This is a genomic window from Vibrio sp. A8-1 (genome assembly GCF_013048685.1).
Lineage (GTDB): Bacteria > Pseudomonadota > Gammaproteobacteria > Enterobacterales > Vibrionaceae > Vibrio > Vibrio metschnikovii.
The window spans coordinates 24,284-38,657 of record NZ_VHTC01000007.1; the positions used below are offsets into that span (position 1 = coordinate 24,284).

The following is a 14,374-nucleotide window of genomic DNA, read 5'->3' on the forward strand; positions in this document are numbered from 1 at the left end:
TCTAGTCTAGTGGTGTATAGCGACTTTGCTGATCGGCAAACCAGTTCTTGACCGCTTGGCGTGAAATCTTGATACCACTCTCAGTCAGAGTGTCAGGCAGTTGCCAGTAAGCGATGGGATGTTTGAATTTTTCCAGCTTATCGGCCAACCATTCACCAAGTTGCTTTTGATCGGGTAATGAATGACAACGCAGCACGGCAATACTGCGCGCGCCAAATTCGGCGTCTTGCACGGGGACAACTACCGCCAATTCAATCTGCGGATGACGAGCTAACACGGTTTCAATTTCTTCACAGTGAATATTTTCTCCGCCTGAGATAAACAAGTTATCCGCGCGGCCAATAATGCACAGTTCATCGCCATACCACGCCCCCAGATCACCACTATCAAACCAGCCTTGTTGATTAGTTAATGGTGTAATCGTCCCGTGTTGATAATAACCACTGGCGAGGGTTTCCCCTGCTATCCAAATTCGTCTATCGACTACTTTCACTTGCCGTTTCGGTAGCACTTGGCCAGCACTCGCTGTCTCATCTACCGGTTTGGCAGTCACCGTAGACGCCGCTTCCGTCATCCCATAACCAATCCAAGTTTCAATCCCTTGCTGAGCCGCTTGCTGAGCGAGGGTCAGTGGAATATGACTGCCACCCAATAAAACATGGCTTAAGCTGAGGGGTTGTTGGCTGGCTAACAGTCGTTGCAGTTGCGTCACCACCAAAGAAGCATGGCTGACCTGCTGAATATCCTCGAGTAATTGACCCGTACCCAGTTTTAAACAGCCGCCGACCGCGAGCCAGCGATAAACAATCGCCAGTCCAGAGACATGATAAAGGGGCAAACTGAGTAGCCAAGTATCTTGCTCGCTAAACGCAAACCGTGCTAATAAGCCCTCAGCAGAAGCAAAATGCTGACGATGGGTATGAGCCACCGCTTTAGGGACGCCCATGGAACCAGAGGTAAAAATAAGCGTCGCCAGATTATCCAACGCATAAGCGGCAGAGCAAGCAACTCCTCCATCTCCATCTCTATCTCCATCTCTATCTAATACCGCGATTGAAGAACCCGCGCTTGAAAAGACTTGATCGCTAGGCGGCTCAATCAGTTGCAGTGGTGATCGATAAGATGCTTTCAATTCATCGCTCAAGGCGTTGAGTGATGGTGATAACCATAACCAAGCAGGCTGAGAGCCATACAGACGAGTGAGTTTTTCTGTCAGTTGCGCAGCGGGCTGCGGCATAGTGATGGCACACATCACCCCTTGCTGCATCGCGGCTAATAGCCACCACAACATTGATGGCTGATTTTTACCCACCAAAGTTAACACATCACCAGACCGTAAACCGGCCAGCTTCAGTGCGGCGGCGTACTGATCCACTTGTTCGGTCACTTGCTGCCAACTGAGTGTTTGCTGCTCAAGCAGCAACGCAATACGCTGCGGATCGCGCTGCTGCCACTGTCGCCAAGGAGTATTCATTAAGCGGATTGCCACACAAGTGTTTGTTGATCTAAGCTGTGGATTGGTAAGGCGCAGCCCGGCCAAGGGGTTTCTAGCTGGGCTTTAAATAAACCGATCGTATCTAAACCGGGGATGGTCTCTGGCAACAACCAATGGGATAACCGAGCAAGCTGAGTTAAACCTAAGCTTGATTCTAAACTCGAGCTGATCACCGCTTGAATGCCCAAACTGCGCGCTTTTTCAATCAGAGCTTGGCAACGTTGCACTGAGCCAATCAGTGTCGGTTTAATCACGATCGCTTTGGCTCCGGTTAAATCTTCTAACTGAAAATCCGCTTGCTGCACCGCATGTTGTAGGGTTTCATCCCACGCTATGGCAATCCCGCTATCAATCGCAAAAGCAAGGCTATCGCTTGGTGAGCGACAAGGCTCTTCTAAAAACGCTATCCTGCCGCGCACCGAAGGCGAGACATATTGAGCAAATTTAGCCGCTTTCTCTTTACTCCATGCTTGATTGGCATCAAGCCGCAATTGCAGATCTGGCATCGACTCTAAAAACAAATTCACCAGCATGCCATCGCGGATCGGCTCATAGAGACCCACTTTAACTTTGGCAACTTTCTGACCTGGCATAGCGTTAAGTAACGGGATCAACTCATCAGGATCGCCACTACACAATGGCGCACTATGATATTGCCCCTCTGGACTAAGCTCGCCTGCCAGCTCCATCTGCGCCATCGATAAGCCAAACGCCACCGAAGGAAAACCATTATCGATATGGCCCTCTTTCCCTTGTACCCACAAGGCTAATTGCTCTTTCGCTAGCGCTCCTGCTTCTTGCAAAGACTCGCGGCTAAAGCCTATCAATGGCGCAATCTCTCCGCGACCCATTTTCCCATCTTGCTCTAGTTCAACAATAAATCCTTCACGTTGAGTCAATTTTTGCTCACGAAGGATCACGCCGCTATCCATGGGTAATTGATATTGATAAAGCTTGGCACTGCGCATGATGGATCCTTTTAGTTAAATGCGGTGGAAGACGTCTATCCCTCATCGGATCCAATATGACCGATAAGAGATAGAGCTAAAGCGATGAATTACGGGTTGCGGGGGAATTTATTAAAGTCTGGACGACGTTTTTCATTAAACGCGTTGCGGCCCTCTTGCCCTTCTTCGGTCATGTAGAACAGCATGGTCGCATTGCCCGCTAACTCTTGCAGACCCGCTTGCCCATCACAGTCGGCATTCAGCGCCGCTTTTAAGCAACGCAGCGCCATTGGACTGTGTTGCAGCACTTCACGGCACCAACGCACAGTCTCTTTTTCTAAATCTTCAACCGCGACGACGGTATTGACTAAGCCCATATCTAAGGCTTCTTGCGCATCGTAAAAACGGCATAGGAACCAAATTTCCCGCGCTTTCTTCTGCCCAACGATCCGCGCCATATACGATGCGCCCCAGCCACCATCGAACGAGCCAACTTTAGGGCCAGTTTGACCAAACTGAGCATTGTCGGCAGCAATGGTTAAATCACACATCATATGTAATACATGCCCACCACCAACAGCCCAACCGGCAACAGAAGCAATCACCGGCTTAGGACAAGTGCGAATTTGACGCTGAAAATCCAATACATTGAGATGATGAGTACCACTATCGTCTTGATAACCGCCGTAATCGCCACGAATTTTTTGATCGCCCCCAGAGCAAAATGCTTTTTCACCAAGACCGGTTAAAATGATCACCCCAACACCCTCATCGTAGCGTGCATCGGCTAAAGCATGGATCATTTCTTTCACGGTCAGTGGGCGAAACGCATTACGCACCTGCGGACGTGCAATGGTGATTTTTGCAATGCCATCAGCCGATTTGTGATAGTGAATATCTTGATAATCGCCGCTGCAATCTTGCCATTCAACGGGAGCATAGAGTTCTTGTTCTGAAATGCCTACTGTTTTAGCCATGGTGAATTTCCACTGTTATTGTCTAGGTTTATAATTAACGTTCAGCGTTGCTACATGCCATTAACTCAATCATCAGTTGAGCAAAAGCTTGCGGTTGTTCATGGTGAACATTGTGTCCAGCCTGCTCAACAACGTGGTAGTGCAAATCACTTTGCTGGGCAAGCTGGTAAAACTTGGCATCGTTTTGCCCACACACATAATAGACCGAAAACGGCAGACATTGCAGCTTAGGCAACGAATCCGGCTGACGGGCAAGAGAGGTGGCGAGCAACATGCCTGCAACCGCAGGACCAAGGTTATCACTACGTAATGTGACTAAGGTTTGTCTTTGCTCATGATTCAGTGAAGAAAATACCGCTTGTTGATACCAATCGCTGAGAACTTGAGCAATCGGTTGGTGAGCAAAGCGCGCGGCCCAATGTTGGTCGTGCTGCCAGCGGGCATTTCTTTCCTGCTCATCCGTCAGCCCAAAGTGACCGCCTTCAATGACTAAGCCTTGAATATTGAGCGCGTCAAACCAGCCCTGAGTGCAACCCAGCATTGCCAATCTTGCCCCCAGTGAGTAGCCAACCAACCAGATAGGCGTTGTCGGTGGGCAATGAGCGGTGACAACTTGCGCTATCTGCTGACAAGCATCGGCAAAATCGCTGCAACCAAGATGGTGACTCTGACCGTGTCCCGGTAAATCAATCAATAGTAGCGAATACGCGCCACGCAGCCGCTCGACAACCATTTGCCAATCTTGACTTGAGCCCAAAAAACCATGCAGAAAAACCACCACCGGCTGCACAGGGTTATTCTGTGCTGGTTGAATCGGCTCAATCTTCGCTAACCACTGACTATAAAGCATGAATTTGTGATATCAGTTGCTTAAGATGTTCAGCGGCTTGTTGTGATGGGGTTATCACCTCAATCACTAACGTCCCTTTTCCGGCGTTTAAGTGCTGATCAATGGCTTGTTGATAAGTCACTAGGGTTTCTGGGGCTTGATAATCGAGGGCAAATTGCTTAGCCGCAAACTCGAAATTTAAGCCATGTGGCATCTGATATAATGCCGAGCGCTGATCGTCGGGGACAGGTAATAAATCAAAAATTGCGCCGCCATCGTTATTGATCACCACAATCACCAGCGGCTGTGGTGGCGTGCGAACTAAAGCTAACGAATTGAGATCATATAAGAGTGAGGTATCACCGAGCAGCATCAACATCGGCTTATTCAATGCCCGCTGAACCCCTGCAGCCGTCGCCACCAGTCCATCAATCCCTGATGCGCCGCGGTTGGAAAATACCTCACGCTGTTTGAGCTCACTGAACATATCCACTAAACGCACGATCAAACTATTACCAATAAACAGAGTACTGGCAGCGCCACGCTCGGTGAGATCCAAAGCCACCGCCACTTCACTCAACTGAGGTTGCGATAGATGCAGCTTTGCAAGCTGGGCAATGCTTGAGGCATACGCTTTCAGCTCATCAGCCCAACCAGCATGTAGGGTTTGCAATGGGTGCTGCTTAGCCAATTGATGCTCAACCCAAGATAGAGCATCGCACAGCCAATGCTGCTGCGCCGCATGGCTAGGGTTATTGCGCGCGACTTGTGGGCTAACATAGGTGTAATTACAGTTAGTCTTTATCAGTTGTTGTTCTAACCACTGGCTTAAACGTTTGGAAACGATTCGAGCGCCAAATTGAACCACATGCTGGCATTCACTCAGCAGCGCCCTTGCCGTGCTATTTTGTAGCCATAAATCGTAGTGGGCCCATTCGCTGCTCACCCCAGATTGAGGATCGCACAGCACAGGCCAACCAAGTTGCTCGGCAAAGCTTAATGCTGCCTGAGCTTGAACTAACGGTAGCGAGCCAATGATCACTAACCCTTTTTGGCTTAACAGTGCGTTATCACTTGGCAGTGATGCGCTCAGGGTTTGATAACGTTGGCTGTAAGGCTGCTGACCTTGACGCCATTCATCAACCGTCGCGAGATAGTCGGCGTATAACTCACGCTCATGGCTGGAATAAAGCGGTTCTGGATAGGGACAGTTAATATGAACCGAGCCGCCAAACATCGCTTGCTGATGCAAAGCATCATCCAGTGTGGTTAATAACCAAGATAATGGTAAACGCAAGGTTGGGCTTGGCAAATCAATAGCTTGAGTCACATGCGAGCCATAAATATTATTTTGTACGATCGCCTGATTAGCCCCACAATCCACTAGCTCTCGCGGACGATCGGCGGTTAACACAATCAGTTTTTCTCCGGTCAATTTCGACTCAGCAATCGCCGGGAGTAAATTAGCCACGGCGGTGCCGGAAGTGACAATCACCGCCACGGGGGCTTGACTGGCTTTGGCTAAACCGAGGGCTAAAAATCCTAGACCACGCTCATCAAAGTGAGTATGGATTTGCAGTTGTTGATTAGCCGCGGCTTCTAAAGTCAGTGGCGTCGAACGCGAACCGGGCGCGATACACACTTGAGTAACGCCAAAGCGAGTCAACTCTTCTAATAGAGTCTGCGACCAAATTCGATTCAGTAATGCTTGGTCTTGATTCATAAGGCGGTCCCTAATGGTGGTTGATTGGTGATCAAACTGAGTAAGGTGGACATTTTTTTATCCAGCTCTTGCCATTCATGCTCAGCGATAGAGCCCGGTACAATGCCGGCACCCGCATAAAGCTGAACACAATTGTCCACCACCAACGCACTACGGATAGCGACACAAAATTGCGCTTGTTGATGACTAAAATAGCCCATCGAACCCGCGTACCAACCGCGAGCAAACGGTTCATGTTCGGTGATAAAATCTAACGCAGGTTGGCGAGGCAATCCCGCGACGGCAGCGGTTGGTTGTAGCGCGCTTAGTAGCTGCACCCCATTCACGCTTGGCTTGAGCTGCGCGACAATATCACGCTTTAAATGCTGTACTTGACGCAGCGTCAGTAACTGCGCGTTGCTTTCCACTTCAACCTGCTCAGCCAAAGGCGTTAAACGCTCAATAATATCATCCACCACATATTGGTTTTCATTGAGGTTTTTACCGTCATGAATGAGCCAATCCGCCAGTTGTTGATCCTGCTCAGCCGTATCGCCACGGCCAATGGTTCCGGCCAAAGCTTCCGTTTGTAACTCTTGCCCTTGGCGACAGTATAGACGCTCTGGTGTTGAGCCGATAAAACTGTGTTTGCTGTCTAGAGCTAATAAAAAATGAAAACTGCGTTGGTTATCAGCAATACTGGCTTTGAGTAATTGCGCAGCGCTGATTGGGTTATCAAGGGTTAAACGCGTTTGGCGAGCCAACACCACTTTTTTGAACTGCTGCTGCTCAATCGCCGCCAATGCCTGACCGACTAATTGGTTCCAATCGATTGGACTAGGCAGATGTTCAACGTCTAACACTTGACTGTGTAAGCGCGATAATTCGTCAACATCGACGTGTAACTTCGTTAAGGTGGCTAACGTACGCTGGCGATCTTGGGCGATAAAATTGGCAGCTACGCTCCAATGCTGATCAAAACGGATAATTTCCACTTGCGGTAAGAAAAAAAACGATGACATACAACGCCGATTTTTATCGGTCTGACCATCAAACGAGCGCCCACCCCAAACGCGCTGATTATCGCCTAATATCGCATAAGCAGGGGCCGGTTCGGTAAAGGTATACAATTGACCAACAGCCACCACCTCTTCGCGTCCATCACGAGACTGCCAATAAAATTTGGGAAATAGAGGCTGGGCTTCAAGCCAATCGATCAATGCAAAAGGCGGTGGTCCTATTAATGTTTGGACAAAACGAACGTCGTTATCCTTTGCGTTCTTGATTTGCTCTATCAACCGAGCAATGGCTTGATGAAAATGAGACAAAGCGACCTCGTCGACTATGAGATTCGATTAACAGCGGCTACTCTATTGACAGCGTTAGCGTAAATCAAGGTTGCGACTGCTCTTTTTTGACCTTCTCCCGCCTCTGAAGGGATCTATTTAACTATTTAACATTACTGTGGGCCATTAAAACCCATCAAGGCATCTACTGAACTGATATCGCTAATCCTCAGCCCTAAAGAATATCGTCACGAAAACCCCTTAGCTATAGATTTATATTCTTAAAAAAGGCAATCTAGACTGGTTTAATAAAGTTTTTTAATAAATTTCAGGAATTTTACAATGCAAAATATCGGGATGTCGTCAAAACTCGATAATGTCTGCTACGACATTCGAGGTCCAGTACTCAAACATGCTAAACGCATGGAAGAAGAAGGGCATAAAATACTAAAGCTCAATATCGGCAACCCGGCCCCGTTTGGCTTCGATGCCCCAGATGAAATTTTAGTTGATGTGATCCGCAACCTCCCTACTTCCCAAGGTTATTGTGATTCAAAAGGGATCTACTCCGCTCGTAAAGCGGTGGTTCAGTATTACCAAAAACGCGGTATTCGCAGCCTCGATGTCGAAGATGTCTACATTGGTAATGGCGCGTCTGAACTGATCGTCATGTCAATGCAAGCGTTACTCAACAACGGCGATGAAATGCTAGTCCCAGCTCCAGATTATCCATTATGGACCGCTGCGGTGGCTCTCTCTGGCGGCACTGCGGTGCATTATCTGTGTGATGAACAAGCCGATTGGTATCCGGATCTGGATGATATTAGAAAGAAAATCACCCCTAAAACTCGTGGCATTGTTCTCATCAACCCCAACAACCCGACCGGCGCAGTGTACAGCCGAGACTTCTTGCTGGAAGTGATTGAGATTGCTCGTCAACATAAGTTGATGATTTTTGCTGATGAGATTTACGATAAAGTTCTCTACGATGGTGCCGTACACACTTCAGTCGCAACACTAACCGAAGATGTATTAGTGGTAACATTCAACGGCTTATCAAAAGCTTATCGCGTATGTGGTTTTCGTGGTGGTTGGATGTTCTTAACTGGCCCTAAGCATCAAGCCGAAGGCTATATCGCCGGCCTTGATATGCTCGCCTCGATGCGTTTATGCGCTAACGTGCCGATGCAGCATGCGATTCAAACCGCCCTTGGTGGTTATCAAAGTATTAATGAGCTTATCTTACCTGGTGGCCGTTTGTTGGAGCAGCGCGATCGCGCTTGGGAACTGATCAACCAAATCCCTGGTGTCTCGTGTGTGAAACCCAAAGGGGCGATGTACTTATTCCCGAAAATTGATACCAAAAAATACAGTATCAAAGACGATCAAAAAATGATTTTAGACTTCTTGATCCAAGAAAAAGTACTACTGGTGCAAGGCACTGGCTTTAACTGGCCAAAGCCGGATCATTTCCGCATCGTAACCTTACCGCACGTTGAGGATTTGGAAGTCGCCATCGGCCGCTTCGAACGTTTTTTAAGTACTTATAGTCAATAGATTTTCACCTATAATACCGCAAACCGTCTTGAGCGCAGTGAATCATCCTGCGCTCATTTCTTAATAAGCCAATATAGCAGGTTTGTTTACCTCTCAAGCAACGAGACTGGCGTGATATTTTAGATGTTCAATGAAGATCGGAATTTTTTTCGCTAAATGCCGGCGGGAAGCATAAAAAGCATACAGCACGAGATCGTCAGGCTGATATTCCATCTCGATGACCTCTAACATGCCAGCTTGTATCTCTGCTTGGCAAAATGCCCTAGGTAATATCGCAAAACCTAAACCAGAAATAGCCGCTGTTTTTGCAAGATGTCCGCTGTTGACCTTAAACGAAGACGCTACTTTTTGCGTAATCAACTGACCTTTAGCATTTTTAAATATCCACGGGTTGCCATGCAATACAGTAAAACTATTGATACAGGGAACCTGTTTCAAATCGGCAAGCTGAAAAGGTCTGGGAAAACGTTGTAGGATTTTGGGGGAGGCCACCACAGCACTTGGCCAGCGTTGAATTTCCCTAGCTACCCAACTATTGTCTTCAAGTTTTCCCCGCTGAAAACTTAACACAATATCAAAACCGTCCAATAAATCCTCTTTCGGATTGATACTGGTATCGCAACATAATGAAACTGACGGATACTGGTTACAAAAAGAAACCACGGCCTCGGCTAAAGCTGGCGAATCTGGCATTAAAATCTTCAATTCTCCCACAACGGCATGAGAATGCTGAGCGACCTCTTCAAGAGCCTGATTAAGCTTATCCAGCAATGGCTGCGTACACAAATAAAGATGCTCTCCAGCATCTGTTGAAGCAATTCGGCGTGTGGTTCTGGTAAATAATCGAGTATCTAATCGCTCCTCCAATAACGCAATATGACGGCTGACGTTGGATGTCGGTAACCCTAAAAATTCTGCAGCCCGTTTAAAACTGTTGTGTTCATAAACACAGTGAAAACTGGTTAACCACTGCGGATCAATCTTATCAAGCATCGCACTTAGTCCCATAAGGTGGGATTGTAAAACCAATAATCAACACTTTATTACCAGAAATAGGCTTATACAATACCCTTTACTAAAGTTAACTAGATTAAAGTTTCCCATGAGTTGGTTAGAAAGACTATTAGACAAAAAGAATAGAATTAGTAATCGCAAGGCATCCATTCCCAAGGGAATATGGACTAAATGCCCTGCTTGCGAACAGATCTTATACCGGATTGCACTGGAAGAAAATTTGGCGGTGTGTCCCAAATGTGATCACCATATGAGAATGACTGCCCGTCAACGTTTGGATCATTTTTTGGATAGCGAAGATCGAATTGAAATTGGCAGTGAATATGAACCTAAAGATGTGCTCAATTTTAAAGATCTACAACGCTACAAAACACGCCTTGCTCTCGCTCAGAAAAATACCGGAGAAAAAGATGCACTAGTGGTAATGAAAGGGAAACTAATGGGTTTACCTATTGTTGCCTGTGCCTTCGAATTCTCTTTTATGGCTGGCTCAATGGGCTCTGTGGTGGGAGCACGTTTCGTGCGGGCAGTTGACACAGCGATTGATAACCAGTGTGGATTGGTGTGTTTTTCTGCTTGTGGTGGCGCTCGAATGCAAGAGTCACTCACCGCTTTGATGCAAATGGCCAAAACCAGCGCGGCTCTCAGACAACTAGTCATGGCTAAATTACCCTATATCTCTGTCCTAACCGATCAAACTTATGGTGGTGTCTCTGCAAGCTTAGCGATGCTGGGTGATATTAATATTGGCGAACCAAAAGCAAGAATCGGGTTTGCAGGGCGCCGAGTGATAGAGCAAACCGTTCGCGAAAAATTACCCGAAAATTTTCAGCAAAGTGAGTTTCTCTTAGCGCATGGCGCTCTAGATATGATTGTCGATAGACGTGATATGCGCCAAAGAGTCGGCAGCTTAATTGCGAAGATGACCAATGTAACCGTACGCCTACCGCAAAAACGAGACTAGCCATCAGAGTAAAAACAGAACCAGCGTTATTGATATTCATCATACAGATCGTAAATCAACTAAAACCGCTTTTTCAATTCAATAGAAAGTAACCATTGTTTAGATTGTCTTTCAAAAGAATTGTTGATAAGTTGCAAAAATGAAAAACATTTCCAAACCTTCATCATTATTTTTCTGGTGGCGCTCTATTTAGAGCGGCACGGAATTTTTACATTCTTAAGCTGCTGGAAGGTAGCTAAGACTGTAATTTCTCTTGTATCTCCAGTAGCAATCTATTTTTACTAGGAGATCCATCAATGAATACAACTCAATATACTGAAAAATCGGAAGTAATTTTAACTGGCGATAGAGCTACTGGCCCATTGCACTTGGGGCATTATGTCGGCTCTTTAAAACAACGGGTCGCTTTACAAGATATTCACGAGCAAACTGTTCTTGTTGCTGATATGCAAGGTCTTACAGACAATGCTCACAATCCGAACAAAGTATCATCTAATATTCTGAATGTTGTCGCGGATTATCTTGCCGTTGGTATCGACCCCTGTAAAACGACAATTTGCCTTCAATCACAACTTCCTGCTCTTGCTGAATTGACTATGTACTACAGCAATCTTGTGACAATCAGTCGATTAGAGAGAAACCCAACGGTCAAAAGTGAAATACAAAGCAAAGGCTTTGAACGATCAATTCCTGCAGGATTTTTAACCTACCCTATATCTCAAGCAGCTGATATTACTGGCTTTAACGCAACATTGGTTCCAGTTGGGGATGACCAGTTGCCAATGCTTGAACAAACTAATGAGATAGTTAGAAAGATTAATTTATTAGCAGGACGAATCGTTTTGAACGAGTGTAGGCCCTTGTTAAGCAATGCATCACGTTTACCTAGCACAGATGGTAAAAATAAGATGTCTAAAACAATGGGAAATACCATTAATCTTGGCGCGACTGAAAAAGAGATCTCCGCAGCAGTGAAATCTATGTATACCGACCCTAACCACCTCAGAATCCAAGATCCTGGTACTATTAAAGGCAATATTGTATTTAGGTACCTCGATGCGTTTCACCCCGATCAAAACTATATCAACCAGCTAAAAGATCATTATCAACGTGGTGGGCTCGGAGATGGCACGACAAAAAAAGTATTAGAGGAATGTTTACAAGATATGCTCAGACCAATAAGGACAAGAAGAGCTGAGTTTTTAAGTGATAAGGCTCAATTAATTGATATATTGGCGAAAGGTAGCCAAGTATCTAGAGAAAAGACGGAAAAAGTACTTTTTGTTGTAAAAGATATCTTTGGACTAAATATTTTCTGAATAACTTAACGTTTCAGCTACGCATCCTGTGATATGACCAATCTATCGAGCAAACTTTTACGCCGCGCTAGGCTAACCTTTGGTGAGAGCCATCAATGGCTCTCATATCCCCATAAACATAAAAACACGTTACCCTGGTGAACGAATGTCACTCTACTCACTGCCGCTGCAAGTTTGTCGCGGCAAAGTGGTAACTTCAAGTCATAGAGAGATAACGTTATACTCAGTTGACGAGATCCATCAATCCCATTAAGCAAGGATGTCTATTGCTATGAAAGAGAGCCACTTTTTTGCTCACCTCGCACGGATGAAATTAATTCAACGCTGGCCGCTGATGCGCTCTATCTCCAAAGAAAACGTTTCTGAACACAGCCTGCAAGTCGCGTTTGTTGCTCATGCGCTGGCAGTGATAAAAAACAAGAAGTTTGCCGGGCAGCTCAACCCTGAGCGTATCGCGTTATTGGCCATGTATCACGACAGTAGTGAAGTGTTAACTGGCGATTTGCCCACACCCGTTAAATACTTTAACCCTGATATTGCTAAAGAATATAAAAAAATTGAAGCCGCCGCTGAACAGCGCCTACTGGCCATGTTGCCGGAAGAGTTTCAAGACGATTTTAAACCTTTTCTACTCACTGAAGCGGCTCACAGTGAAGATGCCACCATCGTCAAACAAGCCGACAGTTTGTGCGCCTATCTGAAATGTTTGGAAGAGCTGAGTGCTGGCAACCATGAATACGCTCTGGCTAAAAAGCGCTTGGATGTTACGCTAAAAGAGCGTCAGACCCCAGAAATGGTCTACTTTCTGCAAACTTTTGCTCCAAGTTTTGAATTAACACTCGACGAAATAAGCTAATCTACCTGTAGCTAAACAACTTATGTACCCAAACAACTTGGAGTTGCAGGTAGAAAGGGTATCAGTTTTATAAAAATCCTTTAGGAGTCGCTCAGTATGCAGATCACCCTTCCAGCAGAATGGCACGCGCGTAATGATGATGAACATAAGATTCGCCGTGACGATCATCGCAGCCCTTTTCAGCGCGACCGAGCGCGGATCCTCCACTCGGCGGCTTTTCGGCGTTTACAAGCCAAGACTCAAGTCCATGGTACCTACTTAAATGATTTTCACCGCACGCGTTTAACCCATTCTTTAGAAGCCGCGCAAATTGGTACTGGCATTGTGGCTCAGCTGAAACTTAAACAGCCAGAATTTCGTAGTCTGTTACCTTCTGACAGTTTGATTGATGCGTTATGCCTTGCTCACGATATTGGCCATCCGCCTTATGGGCATGGCGGTGAAGTGGCGCTCAATTATATGATGCGTGAGCATGGCGGGTTTGAAGGCAATGCGCAGACGTTTAGGATTGTCACCAGTTTAGAGCCTTATACAGAGCATCATGGGATGAATCTGTCACGTCGTACTCTGCTGGGGCTATTAAAATATCCCGCACTATTAAGTCAGACTCGCGCTGAGAAAATTCCTGAAGCCGTGCCCCACCAGCGACAACTAAAAGCCAAAGCTTGGTCTCCGGCTAAGGGCATTTATGATGGTGATCAGATAGGGTTTGAGTGGGTTCTCTCACCGCTGAGTGAACAAGATAGGCAACAACTGAGTGAAATGCGCGACCAAGTCAGCGCCCCTTATCAGCATAAGAAAACCCGTTTTAAATCGATAGATTGCTCGATTATGGAGCTTGCCGATGACATTGCTTACGGAGTGCATGATTTAGAAGATGCGATTGTGCTTGGTTTAGTCACCAAAGCGCAGTGGCAGCAAGCAGCGGAAATCCCACTGCTTAACAGTGGCGACGCTTGGTTTGCAGAGCATGCTCATACGCTCACTGACATGCTATTTTCCGGCCAGCATCATATTCGTAAAGATGCGATAGGCGGCATGGTCAACGCGCTATTAACCAGTATCAGCATTCATCCGGTCGATCATCCATTTGCAAGCCCATTGCTGGCGTTTAATGCTTATCTACAGCCAGCGATGGCCGATGCGTTGGAAGTCTTAAAGTCATTTGTCAGCCAATATGTCATTCAAGTGCCACAAGTTCAGCGTTTTGAATATAAAGGCCAACAAATTATTATGGATTTATTTGAAGCGCTGGCCGCCGACCCTGAACGTTTATTGCCTCATGGAACACAAGAAAAATGGCAAAGCGCAGAGCAGCATCTCGGTGGTGGGATGCGGGTGATTTGTGACTATATTGCCGCCATGACCGACGGCTATGCGCAAAGGATGCATCAAGAACTGTTTTCCGCCCATAGCTTGTGAGTTCGG

The 14,374-nt window shown here is 46.4% G+C and carries 12 protein-coding genes; 5 read left to right on the forward strand and 7 right to left on the reverse strand.

Features of this window, described 5'->3' with window-relative positions; translation table 11 throughout:
• Window position 1 precedes the first annotated feature (1 nt).
• The 6 genes from menE to FKN93_RS05420 form a co-directional block, all read right to left on the reverse strand.
• Window positions 2-1,474: an o-succinylbenzoate--CoA ligase gene (gene menE, locus FKN93_RS05395; protein ID WP_170904644.1), complete on the reverse strand. Its 1,473-nt coding sequence runs from the start codon at window positions 1,472-1,474 to the stop codon at window positions 2-4.
• Window positions 1,474-2,463, reverse strand: coding sequence for an o-succinylbenzoate synthase (gene menC / locus FKN93_RS05400; RefSeq protein ID WP_170904645.1), 990 nt, complete (start codon window positions 2,461-2,463; stop codon window positions 1,474-1,476). The genes menE and menC overlap by 1 nt, the downstream gene beginning before the upstream one ends.
• 89 nt (window positions 2,464-2,552) lie before the next feature.
• Window positions 2,553-3,419 (reverse strand): 1,4-dihydroxy-2-naphthoyl-CoA synthase, encoded by an 867-nt coding sequence (menB, locus tag FKN93_RS05405; RefSeq protein WP_158138198.1) that lies wholly within the window; start codon window positions 3,417-3,419, stop codon window positions 2,553-2,555.
• Window positions 3,420-3,453: 34 nt separating this feature from the next.
• Complete coding sequence (menH, locus tag FKN93_RS05410) at window positions 3,454-4,269, reverse strand: 2-succinyl-6-hydroxy-2,4-cyclohexadiene-1-carboxylate synthase (protein ID WP_212755124.1); 816 nt, start codon at window positions 4,267-4,269, stop codon at window positions 3,454-3,456.
• On the reverse strand, window positions 4,259-5,971 hold the full coding sequence (gene menD / locus FKN93_RS05415) for a 2-succinyl-5-enolpyruvyl-6-hydroxy-3-cyclohexene-1-carboxylic-acid synthase (protein WP_170904646.1): 1,713 nt from the start codon (window positions 5,969-5,971) through the stop codon (window positions 4,259-4,261). Before menD ends, menH begins: the two co-directional genes overlap by 11 nt.
• Entirely contained in the window at window positions 5,968-7,278 is a 1,311-nt protein-coding gene (locus FKN93_RS05420; protein WP_170904647.1) for an isochorismate synthase MenF, read from the reverse strand. Before FKN93_RS05420 ends, menD begins: the two co-directional genes overlap by 4 nt.
• A 300-nt stretch (window positions 7,279-7,578) precedes the next feature.
• Here FKN93_RS05420 and FKN93_RS05425 point away from each other — a divergent pair, with 300 nt between their 5' ends.
• Entirely contained in the window at window positions 7,579-8,793 is a 1,215-nt protein-coding gene (locus tag FKN93_RS05425) for a pyridoxal phosphate-dependent aminotransferase (RefSeq protein ID WP_004395561.1), read from the forward strand.
• 93 nt (window positions 8,794-8,886) lie between these two features.
• Here FKN93_RS05425 and FKN93_RS05430 read toward each other — a convergent pair whose 3' ends face one another.
• Window positions 8,887-9,786: a LysR family transcriptional regulator gene (locus tag FKN93_RS05430; protein ID WP_170904648.1), complete on the reverse strand. Its 900-nt coding sequence runs from the start codon at window positions 9,784-9,786 to the stop codon at window positions 8,887-8,889.
• 109 nt (window positions 9,787-9,895) lie between these two features.
• Between FKN93_RS05430 and accD the strand changes: the two genes are divergently transcribed.
• The 4 genes from accD to FKN93_RS05450 all read left to right on the forward strand — a co-directional run bounded on the left by accD (window position 9,896) and on the right by FKN93_RS05450 (window position 14,368).
• Window positions 9,896-10,771, forward strand: a complete 876-nt coding sequence (gene accD / locus FKN93_RS05435; protein ID WP_170904649.1) for an acetyl-CoA carboxylase, carboxyltransferase subunit beta — start codon at window positions 9,896-9,898, stop codon at window positions 10,769-10,771.
• Window positions 10,772-11,067: 296 nt separating this feature from the next.
• Complete coding sequence (gene trpS, locus FKN93_RS05440) at window positions 11,068-12,090, forward strand: tryptophan--tRNA ligase (RefSeq protein WP_170904650.1); 1,023 nt, start codon at window positions 11,068-11,070, stop codon at window positions 12,088-12,090.
• A 271-nt stretch (window positions 12,091-12,361) separates the two neighbouring features.
• Entirely contained in the window at window positions 12,362-12,946 is a 585-nt protein-coding gene (gene yfbR, locus FKN93_RS05445) for a 5'-deoxynucleotidase (RefSeq protein WP_004395571.1), read from the forward strand.
• Window positions 12,947-13,042: 96 nt separating this feature from the next.
• Window positions 13,043-14,368 carry an anti-phage deoxyguanosine triphosphatase gene (locus tag FKN93_RS05450; RefSeq protein WP_110167911.1) on the forward strand — a complete coding sequence of 442 codons (1,326 nt, stop codon included), beginning with the start codon at window positions 13,043-13,045 and terminating at the stop codon, window positions 14,366-14,368.
• The last annotated feature ends 6 nt before the right edge of the window (window positions 14,369-14,374 follow it).